Raw genomic sequence first — 23,057 nt, 5'->3', positions numbered from 1 at the left:
CGCCTTTTAATAAGAACAAATCAGGCTAGACTCCTGATTTGGCAACTATTCTTAAATCTAAAAATTATTTTCCAGGAGGAAATTTACAATGGCAAAAATTGTTGAGTGTATCCCTAACTTTTCAGAGGGGCAAAATCAAGAAGTCATCAATGGCTTGGTTGAAACTGCCCGCAGTGTCCCTGGCGTTACCCTACTAGACCATTCGTCAGACGCCAGCCACAACCGCAGTGTCTTTACCTTGGTCGGTGATGAAGTGAATATTCAAGAAGCAGCCTTTCGCTTGGTTAAATACGCTTCTGAACATATCGATTTGACCAAACACCAGGGTGAGCACCCTCGTATGGGAGCAACCGACGTTCTTCCTTTCGTTCCAATCAAGGATATTACAGCAGAGGAATGTGTGGAAATCGCTAAAACCGTTGCTGAACGTATCAATCGTGAACTCAATATTCCAATCTTCCTCTATGAAGATGCGGCTAGCCGTCCTGAGCGCAAGAACCTAGCGCGGGTCCGCAAGGGACAATTTGAAGGCATGCCTGAAAAGCTCTTGGAAGAAGACTGGGCACCTGATTATGGTGAAAGAAAAATTCACCCAACTGCTGGGGTCACTGCTGTCGGAGCTCGGATGCCTCTGGTGGCTTACAATATCAACTTGGACACCGATAATCTGGATATTGCCAATGCTATTGCCAAGGTGATTCGTGGATCATCAGGTGGTTACACCTATTGTAAGGCAATCGGGGTCATGCTTGAAGACCGCAATATCGCTCAAGTTTCTATCAATATGGTCAACCTGGAAAAATTCCCTCTCTATCGTGTCTTTGAAACCGTTAGATTTGAAGCTCAACGCTGGGGAGTGCGGATTACTGGCTCTGAATTGATCGGGCTAGCACCAGCCAAGGCCTTGATTGATACCGCTGAATACTACCTCCAAATCGAAGACTTTGACTACGGTAAGCAAGTCTTGGAAAACCACTTATTAGGCTAGGGGGGCGAGATGAAATTAGTTGATTTAAACTTAAAAGAATTTGCGCGGGTCCTAGGGTCTGATGCTCCAGCACCTGGCGGAGGCTCTGCAGCAGCCCTATCGGCAGCTAACGGGATTTCCCTAACCAAGATGGTTTGTGAATTAACCTTGGGCAAGAAAAAATATGCCGATGTAGAAGAAGAAATAAAGGGTGTTCACGCTGATAGTAGTCGCTTGCAAGCCAGTCTCCTTGAGGCTATTGACAAGGATACCGAGGCCTTCAATCTGGTTTCAGCAGTCTTTGATATGCCTAAGGAGACCGATGAGGACAAGGCTGCGCGGCGTGAAGCCATGCAGGAAGCCCTTAAGGCGGCAACCAAGTCTCCATTCGCTATGATGGAAGACATCTATGAAGCCCTAGAGGTAACCAAACGTGCAGTCGGCCGGTCCAATACCAATGCGGCCAGCGACTTGGGAGTGGCTGCCCTCAATCTCAAGGCTGGCCTCCAAGGAGCCTGGCTCAATGTCCTGATTAACCTAGCTGGTATCAAGGATGAGGCCTTTGTAGCGGACTATCACAAAAATGGGCAAGTCCTACTAGCCCAAGGTAGCAAGCTAGCTGACGAAATTTACCAAGATATTGAAAAAAGTTTGTGAGGTGAAACATGGTCTTATCTGATATTGAAATTGCCAATTCCGTTGAGATGGAGCCGATTAGCAAGGTTGCTGACAGGCTTGAAATCGATCCTGAAGCCCTCTCTCTCTACGGAAAATACAAGGCAAAAATTGACGCCCGTCAACTAGAAGTCTTAAAAGACAAGCAAGACGGGAAACTAATTCTGGTAACTGCCATTTCTCCAACTCCTGCCGGCGAAGGGAAAACAACCACCTCTGTTGGTCTGGTAGATGCCTTAGCCACTCTGGGTAAGAAGGCAGTCATCGCCCTGCGGGAGCCTTCTCTAGGTCCAGTCTTTGGAATCAAGGGAGGGGCTGCTGGTGGAGGCCACGCGCAGGTGGTTCCCATGGAGGATATCAACCTCCACTTTACTGGAGACTTCCACGCTATTGGAGTTGCCAACAACCTCCTAGCTGCCCTGATTGACAATCATATTCACCATGGAAACGCCCTAGGTATCGACTCTCGTCGCATCACCTGGAAACGGGCGGTGGATATGAACGACCGGCAGCTGCGCCACATCGTAAATGGCCTGCAAGGCAAGACCAATGGGGTGCCGAGAGAAGACGGCTTTGACATCACTGTGGCCTCTGAAATCATGGCCATTCTCTGCTTGTCCGAAAATATAACAGACCTGAAGGAAAGACTGAACAAGATTATCATCGGTTACAACTTCCAAGGTCAACCTGTAACAGCGCGTGACCTCAAGGCTGGTGGAGCCATGGCTGCTGTCTTGAAGGACGCTATCCATCCCAACCTGGTCCAAACTCTGGAACATACACCTGCCCTGATTCATGGAGGACCTTTTGCCAACATCGCTCACGGCTGTAACAGTGTACTAGCAACCAAACTGGCCCTGAAATACGGAGACTATGTGGTGACCGAGGCTGGATTTGGAGCAGACCTGGGGGCTGAAAAATTCATCGACATCAAATGCCGGATGTCTGGCCTACGGCCTAGCGCTGTTGTCCTAGTAGCGACCATTCGGGCCCTTAAAATGCATGGTGGAGTAGCCAAGGCTGACCTAGCGACTGAAAATGTCCAGGCAGTGGTTGATGGGCTTCCTAACCTTGATAAGCACCTGGAAAATATCCAAGAGGTCTATGGCCTACCAGCAGTCGTTGCTATCAATAAATTCCCTCTAGATACTGAGGCTGAATTAGCAGCTGTCTACGAGGCTTGTAAGAAACGCAATGTCGATGTGGTTATCTCTGATGTTTGGGCCAATGGTGGTCAAGGTGGCGTTGAGTTAGCTGAAAAGGTCATTCAACTGGCCGAAGAAGACAACCACTTCTCCTTTGTCTATGATGACCAAGACAGCATTGAAGAAAAGCTGAATAAGATTGTCACCAAGGTCTATGGTGGTTCTGGCATTAGCCTGACTCCTGCTGCCAAACGTCAAATCAAGGAATTAGAAGAATTGGGCTTCTCCAACTATCCTATCTGTATGGCCAAGACCCAATACTCCTTCTCTGACGATCCTAAAAAACTGGGAGCACCTAAAGACTTTACCGTTAAAATCAGTAATCTCAAGGTTTCAGCCGGAGCTGGCTTTATCGTCGCTCTGACAGGAGCAATTATGACCATGCCTGGTCTACCTAAGACGCCTGCTAGTGAGCATATCGATGTAGATGCAGAAGGAAATATTAGCGGCCTATTTTAAGAAAGGGGAGCCAGATGCTTAAGATGAGACATCTCAGCCCCAAAGATTATCAAGAATCAAGCTGGTCGGGCGGAAAGACTAGGCAAGTCTATCTTTTCCCCCAAACCAGTCACTATGGAGACCGAGACTTTGACTATCGCATTTCAACTGCGACAGTTGAGCTGGAGAGGTCAAACTTCACCCCTCTAGAAAATTATGAGCGGATTCTCATGACCCTAGACGGAAACATTGACCTCATCCATAGCGATAGCCAAGAGGTCATCTCCCTCACTCCTTATACTCCCTATGCTTTTTCTGGGGCCAGTCCCATTGAAAGTCGGGGAACCTGTACAGATTTCAACCTTATCCATTCTCCCCGCTATGAGGGTCACATGCAAGCTATTTCTAGCGAGCAAGCAAGCTTGACCTCATCGTGCTCCGTTCAGTTGCTCTACTTTTTGGTAGACTGCCGCTTGGAGCTTGACGGTCAAATCCTTGAAATCAAAAAAGAAGAAAGCCTTCTAGTGGATATTGGCGCTCAGCAATCTGAGCTTGTCATTCACTTTATCCAAACCAAGAGCCCGTCAGCCTTTAAGGCTATCTGGATCGGTTTGGATAAAAGGAATTGCTAGGGCTGCACTTGCAGCTATAAAGGAGACGTGTTTATGGAAGCACATAAAATGACTGCGCAAGAACAAGAAAAAGCCAAATTCAGCTTGTCGGGCGCAACCCTCTATGGTATCAATGCCGTTATCGGTTCAGGAATCTTCCTGCTACCACAAAACATCTACAAGGGCCTGGGACCTGCCTCTCTGGCTGTCATGCTAGGAACAGCTATTCTGGTTATCCTCTTAGCTGTCTGTCTGGCTGAAACAGCTGGTTATTTCGACAAAAATGGAGGAGCCCTCCAATACTCTAAAGCAGCCTTTGGTGACTTCGTCGGCTTTAATGTCGGCTTCCTGGGTTGGGCCGTAACTATCATTGCCTGGTCTGCCATGGCAGCTGGTTTTGCTAAAATCTTTATCATCACCTTCCCAAGCTTTGAAGGCTACAATTTACCAATCAGTATCACGCTGGTAGTCCTCTTGAGCTTGATGAATATCGCTGGTCTTAAGACCTCAAAATTCTTCACTCTGACAGCCACCGTAGCTAAATTGGTCCCTATTATCGCCTTTTCTGCCTGTGCCCTCTTCTTTATCAAGGGCGGGATTGACAAGGGCAACTTTACACCCTTCCTCCAACTAGAACCTGGAGGAAACCTGTTCAAATCCATTGCTAATACAGCTGTTTATATCTTCTACGGCTTTATCGGCTTTGAAACCATGTCAATCGTCGCTGGGGAAATGCGCAACCCTAAGAAAAACGTTCCTCGGGCCCTCCTTGGCTCTATCTCTATCGTTTCTATCTTTTATATGCTAATTATCGGTGGAACCATTGCCATGCTAGGTAGCCGAATCATGCAAACAGATCGCTCTGTGCAAGACGCCTTTGTGGAAATGGTCGGACCTGCAGGGAGCTGGGTCATCTCAATCGGTATGTTGATTTCTATCTTGGGTCTCAATATCGGTGAATCAATCATGGTCCCTCGTTTTGGAGCCGCTATCGCTGATGAAGGACTCCTACCTAAGAAAATTGCCGAAACTAATGATAAAAATGCGCCTGTCCTAGCTATCATCATCTCTGGTGTCTTGGCTATTGCCCTACTTCTAAGTGGATCTTTTGAAACTCTGGCAACCTTTAGTGTGGTCTTCCGTTTCTTCCAATATATCCCAACCGCTCTAGCCGTTATTGCCCTGCGCAAGAAATACCCAGACAGAAAAGTGGTCTTCCGCGTTCCATTTGGACCAGTTATTCCAGTTATTGCCATTATTATCAGTGCCTTGATGATTTGGATGGATAATGCAATGAACGTGGTCTATGGACTGGCTGGAATCCTGATTGCAAGTAGTGTTTACTTCATCTTGCATGGTCGCAAAAATAATCATAAACAAGAAAGCTCAAGTATTTAAGGGGGTAAAAAACCTATGTCTAAGGTCATTTATCTAGACGGTAACGGTTTGACACTTGAAGATGTCGTTGCCGTTGCACGCCATGGCTATCAATGCCAAATCAAAGAAGAAGCTAAAGAGGCTGTCGAAGCCTCCCGTAAGATTGTCGATGACATCGTCCGCGAAAAACGGGTGGTCTATGGGGTAACAACTGGTTTTGGTTCCCTCTGTAATGTAAGTATCTCACCCGAAGATACGGTCCAATTACAGGAAAACCTGATTCGGACCCACTCATCTGGCTACGGTGACCCACTAGCTTCCGACGCTGTTCGGGCCATCATGCTCATCCGGATCAACTCCCTGCTCAAGGGCTATTCTGGTATCCGCCTTTCTACTGTTGAAAAACTCTTGGAGCTCCTTAATAAGGATGTGGTTCCTTATATCCCAGAAAAAGGCTCTCTAGGAGCTTCTGGAGACCTAGCACCTTTGGCCCACATGGTTCTACCAATGCTGGGACTAGGTAAGGCCTACTATCAAGGCCAACTCCTAGCTGGTAAGGAAGCCCTAGCCCAAGCAGGCATTGAGCCGATTGCTCTGGCAGCCAAGGAAGGACTAGCCCTAATCAACGGAACAACTGTCTTAACTGGTATCTGTGCTCTTGCTACCTACGATGCCATTAACCTTTTGAAACTATCCGACATCGCTGGGGCTCTATCTCTCGAAGTTCACAATGGTATCACCAGTCCATTCGATGAAGACCTTCACACCATTCGCCCACAAAGTGGCCAGTTAGCAACTGCCCGCAATATCCGCAACCTCCTAGAAGGCAGCAAAAATACCACTGTGGCTACCCAACAAAGGGTGCAAGATCCTTATACCCTACGTTGTATCCCACAAATCCATGGAGCTAGCAAGGACTCCATCGCCTACGTCAAGGAAAAAGTGGAAATTGAAATCAACTCAGTAACTGATAATCCAATCATTACCAAGGACGGCAAGGTTATCTCTGGTGGAAACTTCCATGGTGAACCTATGGCTCAACCATTCGATTTCCTGGGAATCGCCATCTCTGAAATCGGAAATGTCTCAGAACGCCGGGTAGAACGCTTGGTTAATAGCCAACTAAGCAAGCTCCCATCCTTCCTGGTTAAGTATCCAGGTCTCAACTCTGGCTTTATGATTACCCAATACGCCTGTGCTTCTCTAGCATCAGAAAATAAAATCTTGGCTCACCCAGCCAGCGTAGACTCTATCCCATCTTGTGAAAACCAAGAGGACTTTGTCAGCATGGGAACAACTGCTGCCCGCAAGGCCGGAGAAATCCTCAAGAACTCTCGCCGAATCGTTGCAACAGAAATCATGGCAGCCTGCCAGGCCCTCGATTTGAAACCAGAAAATCATGAGCTTGGAAAGGGAACCAAGCCAGCCTATGAGCTCTTCCGCAAGCATGTCAACTTTATCGACTTTGATAAGGATATCGAAATCTACGATGAACTAAACAAGGCTTCTCAAGTGGTTGAAAGCCCAGAGTTTCTCGCTGCTGTAGAGCAAGCTGTGGACTTGACTATCCAATTTTAAGGCTTGAACAAAGAAGTCCAAGGATCTTATCTTGGACTTCTTTTTTTCCAGCAGAGATTGACAGGCCAAGGTCAATCTCTTATAATGAGAAACGAAGAATTGAAATGCCCCAAGCCCAGTAAATTAGGGATAGGGGCAGATTTTCTAATTACATATCTAGATGATAAAAGGGAGTTAGCATGTTAGAAGATTATTATCAACTGGATCGCAGTTACTACCATCGGGGAATAGATGACAACCTCTATACCGCCAAGTGGGGAATGCTGATCCAATTTCTGGATTTAAACGATCCCAGTCTCCAGCCCTTTGAAGGAACTAATTTTGCCTTGGTTGGCTTTAAGAGTGACAAGGGGGTCTATATCAATAATGGCCGGGTAGGAGCCGTGGAAGGACCCGGCGCCATTCGAGCCCAGCTAGCCAAGCTTCCCTGGCACCTGGGAGAGCAGGTCAAGGTCTATGATGTAGGAGACATTGACGGCCCCAACCGCTCACTCGAGCAGCTCCAGGCCAGTCTAGCCAAGGTGGTCAAACGCTTGCGGGACCTCAACTTGCAGCCCATTGTCCTAGGCGGTGGCCATGGAACGGCCTACGGCCACTATCAGGGGCTCCAGGCCTCTTTGGAGCCCAATCAACAACTAGCAGTTATCAACTTTGATGCCCACTTCGACCTGCGCCCCTACGACCAAACTGGCCCCAATTCAGGGACTGGCTTTCGGCAGATGTTTGATGAAAGTCTCCAGCGCCAGCAGGTCTTTCCCTATCTGATTTTAGGTATCCAAGAGCACAACAACAATCTCTTTCTTTTTGACTTTGTTGCTAGGTCCAAGGCCATTCAGTTCTTGACTGGGACAGACATGTATAAAATGGGCTACCAGGAGATTTGTCAAGTCATTGACCAGTTCCTAGAGGGACAAGAGCATGTCTATCTAACCATTGATATGGACTGCTTCTCAGCAGCCAATGCTCCTGGGGTCAGTGCTATTCAGTCTCTGGGAGTAGACCCCAACCTAGCCTTGTTGGTCCTACAACACATCGCAGCCAGCGGCAAGCTCCGAGGCTTTGATGTCGTAGAAGTATCACCGCCCCACGATATTGACAACCACACAGCCAATCTGGCTGCCACCCTCATCTTTTACCTAACCCAGGTCCTGGCCCAGGTTGGATAAAGAAACAAGACAGACTAGCTCCTGCTGGTCTGTCTTGTTTTTGGGGGCTGGGAGTGGCCTTTCCAACCTCTGAATAAAGTAGGCTTGTCTTGGAACTGACCTAGTGCCTACTGTCTCTTTATTGATTAGAAATCATTTGACTACTCTTTCTCCCCTACTTTTGAGGTAATATATCGTCTAATTCAGAAGCAATGATTGAGCCGCCTACCTCTATTTTACCCTCATGATTTTTTATTAAACTTGTATTTATGTATAAACGTTTATCGTTATTTACAATCATCCGAAAGCCAATCCCACCCATTGGATTATGAGAAATTGATTTTTCATCAATTTCATAAGTCTTGATAACTCCCTTATCTGTCAAAGCATTAGGGTCTAAATTATGTAGCGCTTCTTCAATCGCGTCCTTTGCTTCCTTGCTTCGGACTATTTTGACCATTTCATTGTGTTCATTCATTTCTTTCAATTTTAATCCTCCAAATACTAGTAAGAAGAGAGCAAGTAGCACTCCAAGTGTAATGACTAGGGGTTTATTCATCTTTCTAACCTCCTCATTTATGTTACATTATCAATCAATAAACATCTTATTCACTTATAGTATAGCATAAATTTCCTGGGCTAAAGAGCCCTTTAAAACTAAACCCCCAACCTAGTCACTAGCCAGGCTGGGGGTTTCTATCATCTTAAGTTTGCTCTCCAAACTAATCTAGCTTGGCTAGGTTGAGCTCGACCCGTAACTGTTCTAGCTCGGTCAAGGCTTGGCTATCCCGGTAGGGATTGAGGTGGCCCTTGGCAATCTCATAGTAGCGCTCAAAGGGCTGATCCAGAAGCTCCTCAAAACCTTGATAGGAGATACTGCCCCTTAACAAGCGATACTTGAGCACAGCCATGAGGTAGTAAATCATACCCTTGTCCCGCGGATTGGAGTAGCGCTCTATTAGGCTCTCTCTCTTTAACAGAAAGTCTAGAACGGTCTGGTAATTTCCCTTGCTAGAATCAATCAAGGCCAGATAAACCTCTAGTTGGGCTTCCTTCCAAGGAAAGCGCAGGGTCTGTAAGTCTTCCTTGGCCTTGCGGAAAATCTGCTCGGCTTTCTCCATTTGATTTGTAAAATAGTAGGATAGCCCCAGGCCAATGTAGAAAACCAAAAGCGAGGGCTCGGCCGTCTTATTTTCTGTTAATTCGATGGCCTCTTTCTGGTAGGCAATGGCCTGGTCAAAACGACCAGTGATTTGCTCGATTTCAGCCAAATAGTCCAGGGCGGCCGCTATCTGAATAGAGTACTTGGACTTGAGGGACTGGGTCAGGCTAAAGCAGGCAATGGACTCCCGAATCAAGCGGGCGGCCTCCTTGATGTCCCCAATCATCAGATGATAGAGACCCTTGAGCCTGAGATTGATCCCGATAGCCTCATGATTATTATCCTGGACAGCAGCATCCAGGGCCAAATCGGTATAGTAGCGCATTTCCGGGATATTCTCGGACTGGATGCAATAATGAATCAGTTGTCGATAGCCCTCTAGGACATAGTCCATGCTGTGCAACTCCCTAGCCAGGGCAATGACCCGCCTAATCTGGCCTAGTCCTTCCTGGTATTGACCAGAACGAATGGCAAAACGTCCCTTTAAATAGAGGAAACGTAGGTTTAAAATCTGGAAGTCCTTGTGGCTCTCATACTGGCCCTCCAAGTCACCAATGGTCTTTTCAATCCGATTGAGCTGGGCCTTGACTAAGGAATGATTATCAGCATCGGTCTTTTCAATAAAACCAAATTTTTTAGAGTAAATCGGAAAGAGCTCATGGTGAAATTGCAAGGTCGAATTGAGATAGTCCAGGCTATAATCCAGGGCCTTGAGTAACTGCTTGGATTCCCGATAATGGTAGGCAATCTCATTAAGGAGATTGGCATTATAGGGGAGCTCCTCCAGCATGACCTCCATCTCCTGGGCAATCTGATTATGCAAAATTCGCCTCTTAGCTAGAGACAGGCTTTCATAGCAATAGATTTGTAGGACTCGCTGGGCAAAGCTAGTCACCAACTCCTCCTTTTGATAGTCCTCCTGCAAGAGCTGCTTGTGGCAGAGGCCTTCGACCAAGTCGACCATTTCATCAAAGGGCAGGACCATGATTTGGGCCAAAATCGCCAAGGGAGCTGCCCCTCGAAAGCAGGCCAGGTAGTTTAACAGCTCCTCTTCGCGACTATTGAGGGCCTCAAACCTTAAGGCCAGGCGGGCCTCAATGGCTGGAGTTAGGGGACTAAACTTGCCCTGCTCCTTGAGCACACGCGCATACTCCGATAAAAAGAAGGGATTGCCCTGACTGACCCGATAAATCTCTGCCAACTCCCGCTGGCTCAGGGTCTCATCTCCTAGCTCCTGCTGGATATAGAGGCGGCTCTCCTCCTCGCTTAAGGGCTGCAAGTGGATAAATTCCAGTAAATCCCGGGCCTGTAAGTGGTTGAGCAGGTGCTCCAAGCCAGCAGTCGTATTTAAGTGCTTGGTCAAGACCAGGGCAATCGGATAGTCAGCCAAGTGGTTGAGCACCTTTTTCAGCAGCAGCAAACTCTCCTGATCCATCCAATGACAGTCCTCAATCAAGAGGACCAGGGCCTTCTTTTTAGAGATTTTTTGCAGAATATCCACGATAAACTGAGCCAAATTACCCGTCTCTAGTATCTCTCCCTGACGCTGATTCAGCTCTTGGGGTAGGACCGGAAAATAATACTGGAGAATTGTCTGCCACTGACTGATGGACAAGATCTGGTGCTGGATAACCAAGTCTCCCAGCCCATCTAGAATACCGCGCCAGGCCTGCAAGGGAGAGTCAGCCTCATCTCGGAAACACTCCGACATGACAATCTGGAAATACTTGGTCTGATTGGCCAGGACTTGCCTGGTAACCGTCCGCTTGCCCAGACCAGTCCCTCCGACCAGAGTCAAGACTCTCGCCTCCTGCTCCTCTAAAATCTTAGAAAAATATCGCTCTAGGCGCCGAATTTCCTCCACCCGGCCAAAAAAGTGGTCGGTATTGCGCAGAAACTGCTTGGTTTTTCGCTCATTACGGTCCTTGGCTACCACCTCATGGTAGAGCTGCTGGATGGCCTCATTAGGACTAATCCCCAGCTCCCTATCCAGGATATTAACCAATTTATAATAGGTCTCGATAACCTTACCCGGTCGATTGTTCTCCCGATAGAGCTTCATGAGGAGTTGATAGTTCTTCTCCTCAAATTCGTCTAAACTAATCAAGCGGTGAAGACTGGCCTCAATCTCTGCAAAGTCCTCCCGGCCCATCTGCTGCTCAATCTTTTGGTAGCAGGCCTTGATGTAGACTTGCTCATAGTGGGCCCGAAGCTTGGCTACCCACAAATCAAAGGCTTCCCCATCTCTCAGGTAAAAACCTTGTAGAAAATCCCCCTGATAGAGCGACAAATGCTCCAGTGGCTGGCCACTAAAAGTATCAAGGTCGCTTTCAATCTCTAACTCCGGATTTAGCGAGAGGACCGTCCGATTAGGAGCAATAATGTAGTCAGCTCCCAGTACCTTATTGGCCTGATAGATAGTGTTTCTCAGATTTTTCTTGGCCGTCTGGGTATCCTTATTTTCCCAGAGAATGCCCGCAATCTCTTCCCGACTCACCGTCTTATTGATAGAGAGGTAATAAAGGAGAGCATTGATTTTGGCAAAGGAGAAAAAGACTTCCTTTTGATTTAAGTAAATGGCTGGATTACCCAGTAATTTCAGTGTCAGCACAGTCCTCATGAAATCGCCTCCCAAAGTATTCTAATATTAATATAAAGGAAAAAAACAATTATAGCAAGTCTCATCTACCTTTTAAGACCTTTAGGGACTAGACAAATCCTTGATTTACCGCTATACTACTAGTATCATCACAATTAGAAAGTTGCTTATGAAAAAACATATTCTTTTATTTATCTTTCTCTTCCTAGCGGCTATCGGTATCGAGTACGAACTCAGCCCCTATACCCAGGGTGCTATCACCGGAAGCCAGTATGGACATGTGGGGCTTTGCCTGGCCTTGATGCTCATCTACATCATTCCAGCCGGCCTTATCCTGACTCGTCTGGCCAAGAAATGGCAGACCCCCTTAGCCACTATGGGGCTGGCCCTTATCGGGGGTATGTTTATCTCTGGTTGGTTGGCTAGCCATGGGAATCAATTTGCCCAAGAATTTTTCCAACATCTGGGGCTAGGAAAGACCTTTATGGACCATTGGGAACCAGCTATCTCGCCTCCTCTAGTAGAGGAACCAGCCAAGCTCCTAGCAGCAGGCCTGGCCCTTTGCCTCCTACCAGTCAAAAACCTTAAGAGCATCCTCTTAGTCGGTATCAGCTCTGGACTGGGCTTTCAAATCAGTGAGGACCTATCCTACATCCATAGCGATCTAAAGGAGGGCTTTGTCTTCACCATTTCCGATACCCTCTATCGCATTACCGGCTCTATCTCCTCCCATTGGCTCTATACAGGGCTGGCCCTAACTGGCCTTGCCGTCTACTGGCTCTACCAGAAAAAGGAACCCAAGAAAGCCAAGTTGGGTCTCTTCTACTTCCTAGCTGCCTTTCTGCTCCACTTCCTCTGGAATTCCCCCTTTACAGCCATTCATACCCCTTTCCCTCTGACAACACCATTTGCAGCAGCCCTACACCTCTTTGTCTTTTACCTCTTTTACCAACAAGTGGTCAAAAAAGAAGGGGTTTAATCGTAGGAAAAACAAAAAGCAAGCAGGATTCATTTCCCACAGGCTGGAGACTTTTGTCTCGGCCTCTTTTTTATCAGTAATAAAAGGCCTGTTGAAGAAAATTATTTTTTATCTTCTATTTTTTGAATAGGAAGTTTATGGTAGAATAATGATAGTTATTTTTAAGGAGATTATTATGAAAACATCTGTAAACAGAGAAAGAAATATCGGTATTGATATTCTTAAGGTTCTAGCCTTATTTTTTGTTATTTCTGTTCATTTCTTTTTACATACCGGATATTATCGTGTCCAGTTTCAACCACTAGCTATCCCTTTTATTATTATTAGAAACATCAGTTTTACCTGTGTTCCCCTGTTTTTAATTATTACAGGCTATCTCTCTGGCAATAAGACCTGGAACAAGAAGTATTTTCTTAATTTATTAAATGTCTTCTTGATTTATAGCTTGGCAACCTTATTTTGCACACTTGTTGCGGAAAAGTTTTCCCTATCCATAGCAACAGCTGTCCTTGTTCTAAAAAATATCTTTCGTTTTGGCTATTATGGCTGGTATGTTCAAATGTACCTAGGACTAATGCTAGTAGCGCCTGTATTTAATACAATTTATAAAAAGCTAAAGTCTCACAAAGCCAAGCTCATCTTCATCCTTCTATTATTAGCTATTGTATCCTTTCCTGTTAGCTTTTTGGATATATTTTACCAGCATAACGATGCCCTCCTACTGCACTCCTTGCCTAGCTGGTGGAAATTTACTCTCCCCATTCTTTATTACAGTTTAGGGCTGTATTTACGAGAACATTCCAGAAAATATGCTAGGAATATAGGATTGCCACTAGTTCTAGTAATTACTCTCAGCACTATCTGTTATTATATTTTTGATATACACACAGAGCATTTAACCAATATCTTTACAATACTCACTGGAATTTTCATTTTTTACTATTTCTTCATTCAAAACCCACTATTTCAGATAGATATAAAAGACTGATTGTCTTCATCTCCAACAATACACTTTCAGCCTACTTACTTTCATTTATTGTTGATTTCACTATTTACCCTCTTTTCATCAATAAAAATCATACATTCTATCAGAATTTTTACTTCTATCCTATTGTAGTCATAAACTTTATTATTGTAGTAGCACTTGCGACTTTATTCAGCTTCTTTTATCGTAAAACTTTTGCTAAAATCCTAACTCCATTTCAAAATAAGTAAAAACAAAGGGCCGTCAAACTTGACGGTCCTTTTGCATAAGCTCTTAATTTTTGCTTTCTAAATCTTTTTTGATTTGGCTTGTGCTGATTTCAGGGGTACGGGGTAGATAAATAACTTCTACTCCTTCTTCCTTGAGAAAATCAAACTTGCCTCGCCAATCATCTCCCATAACAAAGCTATCAATGTTGTAGATATGAACATCTTTTCTTTTTTGTTCCCAGGAAGTCTCAGGTACCACTAAATCAACATATCTGATAGCTTCCAGTAAATGCTTCCTCTGCTCATAAGAAAAATAACATTTTTTTTGCTTTTGCTCCCAATTAAACTCATCTGTTGAAAGGACAACAACGAGGTAATCTCCTTGTTCTTTGGCTCTCCTCAACAAATTGATATGGCCGTAATGCAATAAATCAAAGGTTCCGTATGTGATGACTCTTTTCATTTTTAATCCCCTATTTTATAAATTTTAAAATACTGTCATAGTTAGGTTCTTCTACGAATTGATGGACTTTTTTACAAACTTCCTCATACTGGCTTTGGTAGCTAGTCCTGTAAGAATCTGGATCTTGACTAATTTCCAGCAAAGATTTTAGTAGATCTTGGTAGGTATAAACTTTCTTTCCTGGGGTGTTTTCATTGTAGGGCATGGTAAAGCCTCTCTCATCATTTTTATAATTTTCATAATCATAAGGAAAGAATAAGATAGGCCTGCCTGTCAATAAAAAGTCAAAAAAGACAGAAGAATAGTCAGTAATTAAAATATCAGTGGTCTGTAATCCCTCGTAAACATCTTCCTTGGCTTCTAGAACATGGATATTGGATAAATCATCAGCAAGCTTCCAATCAGCAAGCGAGGCAAAATGCGGTTTGATACTCAATTCAATCCGATTTTCAGTCAAGAGTTCATTCAGGCTAGATAAATCCTCATTTAATATCGGATTTCTTTGGCCATCATTTCTGAAAGTTGGTAAGTAATAGACCCGCCTATTCTGGCCCAGTTGCTTGCCTTTTTCTTTGAGCAAGACTGCATTTCTCGGATAAGAAGCGAGTAGGGCTTTCTCTGCTGGCAAATCCATAGCATGAGTCAATAGTTCCGCAGCTAAAGGAGAGGTGGCAACAAGATACTGGTCCACCCAGAAACCGGCCGAAGTCCATTTTTTCCACCAGCGAGGTTGGGGCTTATAATTTTCAACAATATCTATCCCTATCTTTTTCAGGGGAACTCCATGCCATAGGTTGATTCTATGAGCCCTAACTGATAGATAACCTAAGATGTCTCTAGGATTCTGATCAATGAAATGGACCTTACTTCTAAGATGCCAAAAAGCGCTCTTAAGATTCAAGCCCATCAGCACATGGTAGCCCTTGGAGGACAAAGACTGATAGATTTCGAGGGAATTGGTATACCAAAATACTCTCTTAAGGCCCAGGGTCTCTTGGTGCTCTGTCAGATACTCAAAAATAGCTCTTGAATTATCTGAATAGCGCTTGCCTTCCCAGCCACCAACAATAATATACTTATTTGACTTGGGAATCAAGAAGGATAGGGTTGACAAGCAAATATTAAATACTAGTTTTAAGGTAGCTACTATCATTTTTCTTCTTTCTCTAAAAATCTCTGCAGCCAAGCAGTCGCATTGTAATAGGACAATTTTTCGGCTGAAATCGGACTGAAATCACTCCTGATAAAAGCTGCCAAATCTTCTGGTTTATCTTGCCCTAAAATAAAGATATTTTCTTTGGAATAATACTTTTCATCAGCAATACGAGGATTGTTGGTGATGACTTTTTTCTGATTAGATAAGGCAAACAAGGGGCGCAGGGTGACCCAAGGGATATTTGGCTCTATTAACTCAAGCACTGCCCGTCCTTGTGCGCTTATCCGATAATACTCTTCCTCTGTAAGTAAAAAATCCTTTTGTATCTCTTTAGGGAGGCTAGGGTTTTTGCTCAGGTAGTGAAAATAAGAACTTATCTTATATTTGCCCAGCAAGTCATAAGTTTCTAAGACAAGGGCAGTCCTTTTCTTTAACTTTCCTTGTCGATCAGCTCCTACATAAGTCACATCATATTTGATTTCTTCTTGAGATAGGAGATTCTTTTCGATATAAAACTGTGGATTATAGCGCATCTTGTACTTAAGGCTGTCTTCTTTAAAGAAGGTCCAGTTTTGAAACTTGTCTGAATTTACAAAAGGATAGGCCGATACTTCCATGCTGTCCCAGTAATAGTTAATCAGTCCTACTTTTTTATTTAACTTTTTAGAAATCCAGTCTAGAATGCGGGGAGAATAGGGGCTAGCTATACTTACAATATAGTCGTAAGCTGCCAAGTCTTTTTTCCATGGCAAAAACCAAATCTCAATTCCTGGCCAACCGCTCAGTAAATGGATTTTACGAATGATTCGTAAAATCACATTGACTGGTTTTAAAACGCAGACTGCCTGAACATTCTCCTCTTGATTCAAGTGGTCTAGAAAAATATTCTTATTTCTGGGGTCATTAAAAAATAATAAAAGAAACTTTTTATCTTTAGTCATCCTTTGACTTTCTATGTATTTTTTCCATAATAGGAACTTTAAACTTTCTCCAGAGATAGAAGCAGGAGATAAGGGTGAGAACAGCTAATAATAGGATTCTGACAAGTAGATTTTCCAAGAAGATTTGAGCCAAAAGACCTATCAAGACTAGAAAAGCAATAATTAACAGAAGTTGCTTGGTGTCATACAGGGATTGGCGCTGACTAATTCTATAAGATATATAGTAATGAAGAATAAAGTATAAAGCATAGGTCACTAGGGTTGTATAAGCAGCTGCCTGATAACCAAAACTGATAATACAAAAGTAATTCAAAGCAATATTCACAAGGGCTGCTAGCAAGGTACTACCTGCAATGTACTTGGTTTTTTCAAAATAGTACTCTATAATGGCTGGAAGAGTGTATAAGAAGGAAAAATAACCTCCTATTACAATAGGAATCACAATATAACTGGACTCCCGATAGGTCTCCGAGCCCACTATCAGAATGATTTCAGGAGAAACTAAAATAATAAGGGCTGTAAAAATTCCCATAGCCCAGGCATACTGGCTGGCTCTTAAGCGGATAAGGGTCTTATCTCCCTTCTTATACTGTCTATAAAACCAAGGGGCCCAGACCTGGTCCAGAGAGGAAAAAGTAACTGCTACTAAAGAGTAGATGGTATAGGCAAAACTGTAAATCCCGGCCTCGGCATTTCCGACCATATTGGCAATCATAATCCGATCTACCGAACTCAAGATAACCTGGGAAATACCATGGGGAATAAGGGGAATACTGTAATTTAAGGCAAATCTAGTATGCTCACGCTTTAGAGTCGGTCTTCTTGATTTAAAGAAATGGAAGATTAAGATAAGGGCTATAATCAAAGTCGGAAGGACTGTTCCTACAATTCTTCCCATTGAACGGTCCCCTTTAAAAACAGTCAAAATCAAAATAAGGGAAAGGAGAATATTACCAATGGCATTGGCACTACTCATTTTGACATAGCTTCCCGATTTAAAATAGAGGCTAACATAAGAATTATAGTCCGTAATAATAGCTGTTGCAAAGGCATGAATGACTAAAAGGACCATATAAATAAGAGTTAACTTGGGGTAAATCCAGGAAACAAGCAGGCCCAATACTAGAAAAAAGAGGGTGTTAATGATGCTTAATAAGATTGTATTGGATACATATTCGTTAAAAGAGTTCTCAAATTTAACAAAAGCATTTTTATAACTGGTATGTAAGGCCAGACCGACAAAGACAAAGAGAATAGTTTCGTAAGATAGATAGGTATTATAGATTCCAAAGTCTTCGGTAGACATCAATCTCGAAAAGATAGGAAGCGTTAAAAAGCCAATCCCTCTTATAAAGTAATTTCCAATGACATAGCCTAGACCTGCCCTTTTGACACTTGCTTTTTCTGACATTTTTCTTCCTTTTCTTTTACTCTAACCAGAAAAACACACCATTATCTAGGACTGGAGAATAAATATCAATATTTTGTCCGAGCAAAATGGGATACATATAAATTAAAAAAATCACTACTAATAGGAAAAGAGCATTTTTTATCCTAGTCAGCGTATGGATAGGGGAGGCTAAAACAATATTTGTAGCCACCAGAAAGACGATAAGATACACATTCCTAAATAGACGATAGGGAGCATTAGCAAAATAAAGAGCTGGTAGTAAGATACCCAATAAACGCCAGATGTAGATGGTAGAAACTAGCAGGCTCTGCTTATCCTCAGTCAGAAAATGATTGCTTCTCCGATAATATTCCAAGAGCAATAAAAGCAAACAATAGATCCCCACCGGCACGATACTTCTGATTCCAGCCGTTTGACTAGCATAGATAGATAGTTTGGCCAGAAAGGGGACTTGGGCAAATAGGACGATAAGGGCCTTAAAACCGTCAATCCCAAGCATTAAGGAAAGGTAGAGAAGGGAGCCGATAATCGGAAAAAGATTGCTGACCTTCTGGAGTCGTTTCCATAAAATCAAAGGTAAGAAAGCATAGATTGCAAAAGAAAAATGAAAGAGAACTGCTAACAGGAGCCAAGCATAATAGGCTAATAGCTTTGACTTCCCGCCCTTAAATAATTGATAACAAGCATAAAGTAAGATAGAAACAGAAATAAAGTTTTTAAACTGCATACCATCCGAAGCATAGACCCCACTCAAAATATAGAGAGACAGAACACTAGCCAAGCTAACAGCATAGGTTTTCAATAAGGGTCTAATGAAAATAAGGCCTGTTAAGACCAGAACTAGGGCATGAAATACTGGATAGGTCATCAGCGGGAAAAATTTAGTAACCGCTATGATAATATTGGATAATATTTCATAGGTGTAGTCAAATAAATTGGCATGATGGTCTCTACTGAAGTAAAAGAAGCGAGTAAAGCTGACTGCATCATAGCCTATTCTATTAGCAGTCATCAAGATAACTGCACTTGCTGATAGAAATAGGGTGTTTAAAATCCCCAAATTGATGGGATAAACAAGTAGTCTATCATTGTGAATCCTAGCAAATAAAAAATAATATAAGCAAATTAGACTACTAAAAATTATAAGTGGTATCATTATTAACTTTCCTTGTGCTAGCTCTTTCTATTTATATAAGGAGCGTAGGACTTTTTAAAAAATAGGAAACCCAAGGGGTATAATATTCCAGTTAAGCCGGGATACTTGGCTTCCTTAAATAAACTATTATCTCGCACTACCAATTTAATGGCAATGTAGCGAATCGTATCTGCAATAAGGTCTCTTATCCTAGTATCTAAATCCAGTCTTTGTTGGATATAGGCCTCGTAGCCTCTGGGATTTTCTGCAATAATTTTTTTCATAGAGGCGGTATAGCCGTCTGCTTGGTATTCTCCGATATAGAGTATTTCCTTAAGGAAATAAAGTTGTCCCACCTGGTCTAGTTGGTCATATAGGTACGTCTCAGGAACGAACTTTTCATTTTTAAAACTAGGAAATTGATAGTTAGCTATAATCGATGTTTGATAAACTAGCATTGTATCGCCTTGTATCAAATTACTTTGGTAGGCCTCTCTTAAAGTTGAATAAGCCTGTTCCATTCTCCATTGTGTTAGAGGAGAAGTTGAAGTTTTTCCTCGCAGACAAACGATACCAATCGCATTTGGCAAAGACCGCCAGACTTCCAAAATTCTTTGAACAGCCTGGTCTACTAAGTAGTCGTCCGAATCTACACATGAAAATAATTCAAAACCTGCATTTTCTACTCCTAGATTATGAGCTTGGGATTTTCCTGCATTGGCCTGGTAGAGATAGCGAATAGTTAGCCGACCTTCTTGCTGCCATTTTTGGACCAGGACGGCTGTTTCATCATCAGAACCATCATCCACAATTAACCATTCAAACTCTTTTGAGGTCTGCCGACAAAGGGAGTCGTACAACCTTTCCAAGGTATGAGCCCGATTATAAGTAGGGGTAAAGATAGTAATTCCTTTTTTCATAGATTCTCTCTAAATTATAATAGTTGGGAGTAGAGAGCCAACATGCTATCGGTATAGGCCTCTAGATTATCAAAGTCATTAGCTCTCTTGTGAGCCTGCAAGGATTTTCGCGCGAGCTTCTCTCCAGAAGAGAGTAGATTAGAAATTTCAGCGACAAATTCTCCTTTATCCTCACACAAGGCTCCACAATCAGGCCTCACAATATCCTTAAGTCCTCCCACAGGACTGGCAATAACCGGCACTCCTAAAGTCAAGGCCTCTACCGCCGCCAAGCCAAAGCCCTCCCAGGCAGAGGGCATACACATCATTTTTGAAGCTGATAAGTAAATATAAGGGTTTACTTGAAAGCCTACTAATCTAACATTTTCTGCTAGCTGTAAGTCCTTAATCTTCTCTTCAACTTCTTTTCTTAATTCACCATCACCCACCATAACTGCCTTTATGTCAGGATATTGCATTTTTAATTCTCGAACAATTTCCAAAAACAAAATTGGTTTTTTTTGGGGGGTTAATCTCCCTAGAAATACCAGGTCAAACTGCTCATCTAGAACTTTTTCCCTAGTTAACTTTCTTATTTTTTCTAAGTTCATTGGATTGCCCACAACTAAACTCTTACTAGAAAAAAAATTCCCAAAAATAAACTCTTGCAGGACTGCTGGAGATACGGTTAAAATCTTTTTATACCTTAAGCAAGATAAAGCATAAAGGAGGGAGCGAGGACCCAAGGACTTAATCCAAGGGGCATTATTGTGCAGATGATTGATAATAGGAATAGTAAAAGTAGAAAGCGAAGCGATAACTCCGGCGGTAAAATCATGAGCATGAATAATATCCGGTTGAAGATTGCTAATCGCTTTTTTTAGTTTTTTAACATTCAGTGTTTCCAGTCCATAGTAAGGCAGATTGTTCTTACGCAATATCTCTTCAATTTCACCATCGAGGGAAACATAGGTGGCATCTACTTGTTGGCGCATTTCTTCCATCAAGGTGAGCACCACATTTTCTGCACCTGAAAATTTTCCTGTATTGAGAATGTGTACAACCTTTATTTTCGACATTTTAACAATCTTTCTACTAATCTTTTTTCTAAATCTCCGAATAAATTTTTAACATTTCCTTATTAACAGCTTCCTGGCTATACAAGTCAGCCCTTTTTCTGTTATAGGCCCCCATTTTCTTTCTTAATTCAGGATTTTTTGTCAATTTATCGATTGAAGCGGCAAAAGCCTCTACATCATCATAAGCATGTAGGTAACCGCCCTCACCGTCAATAATCAATTCATTATTCCCTCTGATTGCAGAGACTAGGCAGGGTAGACCCAGGGCCATAGCTTCTATTAAAGAGACTGGCATTCCTTCTCTTTTTGAGGGAAAACAAAAAAGGTCTGCTAGAGGGTAGATGTCCTCAATATTTGGACAGTAACCTAATAGCTTCACTTGGTCAGCTATCGGTCTTTCTTTGATATAACTCTCAAGCGGAGTCTGCCCTTCTCCCTTACCGACAATAAAATACTTAAGTCTTGGGTTATTAAGTTTTTCAAGAGCCTTGATGATAGTCAGCTGGTTTTTATTATCATTAAGCTCACCCACAGACAAAAGCAGGATGTCTTGGGCTGATAGGTTCCATCTGGCCCTCAAGTCTGATCGACTGGCTAGCCGACTCCTTATTCGTTCTTTATCAATCCCTACACCATTCAAGCGAAGGATTTTTTTAGCTTTCATTTTTTTAGAGGCTAACTGGTAATCCTCCTCATTTATGGTAAGAAGGATGTCAGTCAAGCGAGAAAAAAGTTTCTCTATCGGATAATAAATCAACCAATTTAATTTACTGGCTCCTTTGAAAAAATGAAAACCATGAGCTGTATAGATAACTGTCGGAATCTTATTTTCCCTAGCAGCCAGTCGACCAATAATCCCTCCGATGGGAGAGTGGCAATGAAGCAAGGAATAACCTTCTTTTTTCATCAGGTCCTTGACCTTTCTATAAGCTGTCAAATTCTCCAACTGAAAGGGACTCCTCTTAAAAGGGATGTTAAAGTAGGTGACACCCATGGCTTTTAAGTCTGACTTTAATAAATTGCTTTTTTCACTTGTTATTGTTCCACTATCTGTAAAATTAGTCATTACGTGAACATCATAGCCCAATGACTGTAAAATTTTGATATTCTCCCTATTAAACTGGTCAATCATTGAAGCTACTGAAGCTAGTATCAAGGCTTTTTTCATTCTTGCTCTGTTCTCTCTATCGAAGTCTCAAACCCCACCAAACTATAGTCCGTCGAATAGCTAGACAAGTCTTGGTCATAGACTAAATCACCAAATAGTTTATTAAGGGTAAATTGGTGTTTGGAAAGATAGGCCAGTAGGCCAGCAAAGCCACCGACTAGCCAGATTTTCTTCTGGTGGGCCTTAGCGATTGCCTCGACGAGCTGGGAGGTATTGACATAGTCCTTATTTTGAGGGTGGAAGGTTCCACTCTCCTGGTTGACAATCATCAGCCTAATGAACTCGCATAAATTATCAATAAAGAGCATGCTTCTTTGATTGTTGACCTTGGGAAAGACGGGTATTTCCTGGGCCAATTTTGCTAGTCTCGGATAGTTGCCCTTGGAAGCTGGTCCATAAATCATGGGTGGTCTAAGATTGACCACTTTGAAGTCTGAAGCGGCTAAAGCATTTAGCTTTTCTTCAGCCAGCAGTTTACTTTTTCCATAGTGATTGCTGGGCTGAGGCTGGGTATTCTTGGTAATCCGGCCTTGCTTGAGTTGGTGCATGCTATCTCCATAGACGATGGCACTACTCATAAAGATAAATTGCTGAACGCCAGCTTCCTTGGCCTTCTTGGCTACTTTTTCGGTGAGCTGGGTATTGACCTGATAGTAGAGGTCCTGGTCTGCCTTACGACTGTCCACATGGGCAATTCCGGCCACATGAAAGACCGTATCTGCCTGGGAAAAATCAAAGTCTTGCCAGGCAGTTCCCCTAACATCCAGTTCCTCCATTTCAAAGGCGGGGTCATTTTCAAGGTAGGTCTTAAAAGAACGACCGATATAGCTATTTTCCCCTGTTATTAAAACTTTCCATTTTCTAGTCACGCGCTT

Annotated in this window: 20 protein-coding genes; 9 read left to right on the top strand and 11 right to left on the bottom strand. The window is 43.0% G+C overall.

Features of this window, described 5'->3' with window-relative positions; all coding sequences use genetic code 11:
* Window positions 1–88 precede the first annotated feature (88 nt).
* The 7 genes from ftcD (at window position 89) to hutG (ending at window position 8,017) form a co-directional block, all read left to right on the top strand.
* Window positions 89–988, top strand: coding sequence for a glutamate formimidoyltransferase (ftcD, locus tag C4K46_RS08520; RefSeq protein ID WP_209628518.1), 900 nt, complete (start codon window positions 89–91; stop codon window positions 986–988).
* A gap of 9 nt (window positions 989–997) precedes the next feature.
* Window positions 998–1,624 (top strand): cyclodeaminase/cyclohydrolase family protein, encoded by a 627-nt coding sequence (locus tag C4K46_RS08515; RefSeq protein ID WP_209628516.1) that lies wholly within the window; start codon window positions 998–1,000, stop codon window positions 1,622–1,624.
* An 8-nt stretch (window positions 1,625–1,632) separates the two neighbouring features.
* Window positions 1,633–3,306, top strand: a complete 1,674-nt coding sequence (locus C4K46_RS08510; protein WP_209628514.1) for a formate--tetrahydrofolate ligase — start codon at window positions 1,633–1,635, stop codon at window positions 3,304–3,306.
* Window positions 3,307–3,320: 14 nt separating this feature from the next.
* Complete coding sequence (locus tag C4K46_RS08505) at window positions 3,321–3,917, top strand: HutD/Ves family protein (RefSeq protein WP_209628512.1); 597 nt, start codon at window positions 3,321–3,323, stop codon at window positions 3,915–3,917.
* 33 nt (window positions 3,918–3,950) lie between these two features.
* Window positions 3,951–5,294 carry an APC family permease gene (locus C4K46_RS08500; RefSeq protein ID WP_209628511.1) on the top strand — a complete coding sequence of 448 codons (1,344 nt, stop codon included), beginning with the start codon at window positions 3,951–3,953 and terminating at the stop codon, window positions 5,292–5,294.
* A 15-nt stretch (window positions 5,295–5,309) separates the two neighbouring features.
* Window positions 5,310–6,851 carry a histidine ammonia-lyase gene (gene hutH / locus C4K46_RS08495; RefSeq protein WP_209628509.1) on the top strand — a complete coding sequence of 514 codons (1,542 nt, stop codon included), beginning with the start codon at window positions 5,310–5,312 and terminating at the stop codon, window positions 6,849–6,851.
* A 179-nt stretch (window positions 6,852–7,030) separates the two neighbouring features.
* Entirely contained in the window at window positions 7,031–8,017 is a 987-nt protein-coding gene (gene hutG, locus C4K46_RS08490; RefSeq protein WP_209628507.1) for a formimidoylglutamase, read from the top strand.
* Window positions 8,018–8,171: 154 nt separating this feature from the next.
* Here hutG and C4K46_RS08485 read toward each other — a convergent pair whose 3' ends face one another.
* Window positions 8,172–8,555 carry a DUF1310 family protein gene (locus C4K46_RS08485; RefSeq protein WP_209628505.1) on the bottom strand — a complete coding sequence of 128 codons (384 nt, stop codon included), beginning with the start codon at window positions 8,553–8,555 and terminating at the stop codon, window positions 8,172–8,174.
* Between the two features lie 163 nt (window positions 8,556–8,718).
* Window positions 8,719–11,778 (bottom strand): ATP-binding protein, encoded by a 3,060-nt coding sequence (locus tag C4K46_RS08480; protein ID WP_209628503.1) that lies wholly within the window; start codon window positions 11,776–11,778, stop codon window positions 8,719–8,721.
* Window positions 11,779–11,926: 148 nt separating this feature from the next.
* Here C4K46_RS08480 and C4K46_RS08475 point away from each other — a divergent pair, with 148 nt between their 5' ends.
* Window positions 11,927–12,736: a PrsW family glutamic-type intramembrane protease gene (locus C4K46_RS08475; protein WP_209628501.1), complete on the top strand. Its 810-nt coding sequence runs from the start codon at window positions 11,927–11,929 to the stop codon at window positions 12,734–12,736.
* Between the two features lie 175 nt (window positions 12,737–12,911).
* Complete coding sequence (locus tag C4K46_RS08470) at window positions 12,912–13,724, top strand: acyltransferase family protein (RefSeq protein WP_209628499.1); 813 nt, start codon at window positions 12,912–12,914, stop codon at window positions 13,722–13,724.
* A 270-nt stretch (window positions 13,725–13,994) separates the two neighbouring features.
* On the opposite strand, the gene tagD is transcribed toward C4K46_RS08470, so the two are convergent.
* Genes tagD through C4K46_RS08425 form a run of 9 tightly spaced genes read right to left on the bottom strand, consistent with a single transcriptional unit; the run spans window position 13,995 to window position 23,051 of the window.
* Window positions 13,995–14,393, bottom strand: a complete 399-nt coding sequence (gene tagD, locus C4K46_RS08465) for a glycerol-3-phosphate cytidylyltransferase (RefSeq protein WP_209628497.1) — start codon at window positions 14,391–14,393, stop codon at window positions 13,995–13,997.
* 10 nt (window positions 14,394–14,403) lie between these two features.
* A complete protein-coding gene (locus C4K46_RS08460; protein ID WP_209628495.1) occupies window positions 14,404–15,546 on the bottom strand; it encodes a CDP-glycerol glycerophosphotransferase family protein in 1,143 nt (380 codons plus the stop codon).
* Window positions 15,543–16,490, bottom strand: coding sequence for a WaaS/CpsH family glycosyltransferase (locus C4K46_RS08455; RefSeq protein ID WP_209628493.1), 948 nt, complete (start codon window positions 16,488–16,490; stop codon window positions 15,543–15,545). The genes C4K46_RS08460 and C4K46_RS08455 overlap by 4 nt, the downstream gene beginning before the upstream one ends.
* Complete coding sequence (locus C4K46_RS08450; RefSeq protein ID WP_209628491.1) at window positions 16,483–17,901, bottom strand: oligosaccharide flippase family protein; 1,419 nt, start codon at window positions 17,899–17,901, stop codon at window positions 16,483–16,485. The genes C4K46_RS08455 and C4K46_RS08450 overlap by 8 nt, the downstream gene beginning before the upstream one ends.
* 16 nt (window positions 17,902–17,917) lie before the next feature.
* Complete coding sequence (locus C4K46_RS08445; RefSeq protein WP_275946381.1) at window positions 17,918–19,057, bottom strand: EpsG family protein; 1,140 nt, start codon at window positions 19,055–19,057, stop codon at window positions 17,918–17,920.
* A gap of 17 nt (window positions 19,058–19,074) precedes the next feature.
* Entirely contained in the window at window positions 19,075–19,956 is an 882-nt protein-coding gene (locus C4K46_RS08440; RefSeq protein WP_209628487.1) for a glycosyltransferase family A protein, read from the bottom strand.
* 14 nt (window positions 19,957–19,970) lie between these two features.
* Entirely contained in the window at window positions 19,971–21,014 is a 1,044-nt protein-coding gene (locus tag C4K46_RS08435) for a glycosyltransferase (protein ID WP_209628485.1), read from the bottom strand.
* A gap of 28 nt (window positions 21,015–21,042) precedes the next feature.
* Entirely contained in the window at window positions 21,043–22,182 is a 1,140-nt protein-coding gene (locus C4K46_RS08430; RefSeq protein ID WP_209628483.1) for a glycosyltransferase family 4 protein, read from the bottom strand.
* The gene (locus tag C4K46_RS08425) at window positions 22,179–23,051 is read right to left on the bottom strand and encodes an NAD-dependent epimerase/dehydratase family protein (RefSeq protein ID WP_209628481.1); all 873 of its coding nucleotides are present in this window, start codon (window positions 23,049–23,051) and stop codon (window positions 22,179–22,181) included. Before C4K46_RS08425 ends, C4K46_RS08430 begins: the two co-directional genes overlap by 4 nt.
* Window positions 23,052–23,057 lie beyond the last annotated feature (6 nt).

Source organism: Streptococcus oricebi, assembly GCF_017883985.1.
Lineage (GTDB): Bacteria > Bacillota > Bacilli > Lactobacillales > Streptococcaceae > Streptococcus > Streptococcus oricebi.
The sequence above is the reverse complement of the archived record's forward strand: the minus strand, read 5'-3'. Positions and strand labels throughout refer to the sequence as shown.

What these genes read in the sequence shown, in the direction of transcription:
- ftcD (WP_209628518.1), top strand. Translation starts at nt 89, where the DNA reads ATGGCAAAAATTGTTGAGTGTATCCCTAACTTTTCAGAGGGGCAAAAT.
- C4K46_RS08515 (WP_209628516.1), top strand. Translation starts at nt 998, where the DNA reads ATGAAATTAGTTGATTTAAACTTAAAAGAATTTGCGCGGGTCCTAGGG.
- C4K46_RS08510 (WP_209628514.1), top strand. Translation starts at nt 1,633, where the DNA reads ATGGTCTTATCTGATATTGAAATTGCCAATTCCGTTGAGATGGAGCCG.
- C4K46_RS08505 (WP_209628512.1), top strand. Translation starts at nt 3,321, where the DNA reads ATGCTTAAGATGAGACATCTCAGCCCCAAAGATTATCAAGAATCAAGC.
- C4K46_RS08500 (WP_209628511.1), top strand. Translation starts at nt 3,951, where the DNA reads ATGGAAGCACATAAAATGACTGCGCAAGAACAAGAAAAAGCCAAATTC.
- hutH (WP_209628509.1), top strand. Translation starts at nt 5,310, where the DNA reads ATGTCTAAGGTCATTTATCTAGACGGTAACGGTTTGACACTTGAAGAT.
- hutG (WP_209628507.1), top strand. Translation starts at nt 7,031, where the DNA reads ATGTTAGAAGATTATTATCAACTGGATCGCAGTTACTACCATCGGGGA.
- C4K46_RS08485 (WP_209628505.1), bottom strand. Translation starts at nt 8,555, where the DNA reads ATGAATAAACCCCTAGTCATTACACTTGGAGTGCTACTTGCTCTCTTC.
- C4K46_RS08480 (WP_209628503.1), bottom strand. Translation starts at nt 11,778, where the DNA reads ATGAGGACTGTGCTGACACTGAAATTACTGGGTAATCCAGCCATTTAC.
- C4K46_RS08475 (WP_209628501.1), top strand. Translation starts at nt 11,927, where the DNA reads ATGAAAAAACATATTCTTTTATTTATCTTTCTCTTCCTAGCGGCTATC.
- C4K46_RS08470 (WP_209628499.1), top strand. Translation starts at nt 12,912, where the DNA reads ATGAAAACATCTGTAAACAGAGAAAGAAATATCGGTATTGATATTCTT.
- tagD (WP_209628497.1), bottom strand. Translation starts at nt 14,393, where the DNA reads ATGAAAAGAGTCATCACATACGGAACCTTTGATTTATTGCATTACGGC.
- C4K46_RS08460 (WP_209628495.1), bottom strand. Translation starts at nt 15,546, where the DNA reads ATGATAGTAGCTACCTTAAAACTAGTATTTAATATTTGCTTGTCAACC.
- C4K46_RS08455 (WP_209628493.1), bottom strand. Translation starts at nt 16,490, where the DNA reads ATGACTAAAGATAAAAAGTTTCTTTTATTATTTTTTAATGACCCCAGA.
- C4K46_RS08450 (WP_209628491.1), bottom strand. Translation starts at nt 17,901, where the DNA reads ATGTCAGAAAAAGCAAGTGTCAAAAGGGCAGGTCTAGGCTATGTCATT.
- C4K46_RS08445 (WP_275946381.1), bottom strand. Translation starts at nt 19,057, where the DNA reads ATGATACCACTTATAATTTTTAGTAGTCTAATTTGCTTATATTATTTT.
- C4K46_RS08440 (WP_209628487.1), bottom strand. Translation starts at nt 19,956, where the DNA reads ATGAAAAAAGGAATTACTATCTTTACCCCTACTTATAATCGGGCTCAT.
- C4K46_RS08435 (WP_209628485.1), bottom strand. Translation starts at nt 21,014, where the DNA reads ATGTCGAAAATAAAGGTTGTACACATTCTCAATACAGGAAAATTTTCA.
- C4K46_RS08430 (WP_209628483.1), bottom strand. Translation starts at nt 22,182, where the DNA reads ATGAAAAAAGCCTTGATACTAGCTTCAGTAGCTTCAATGATTGACCAG.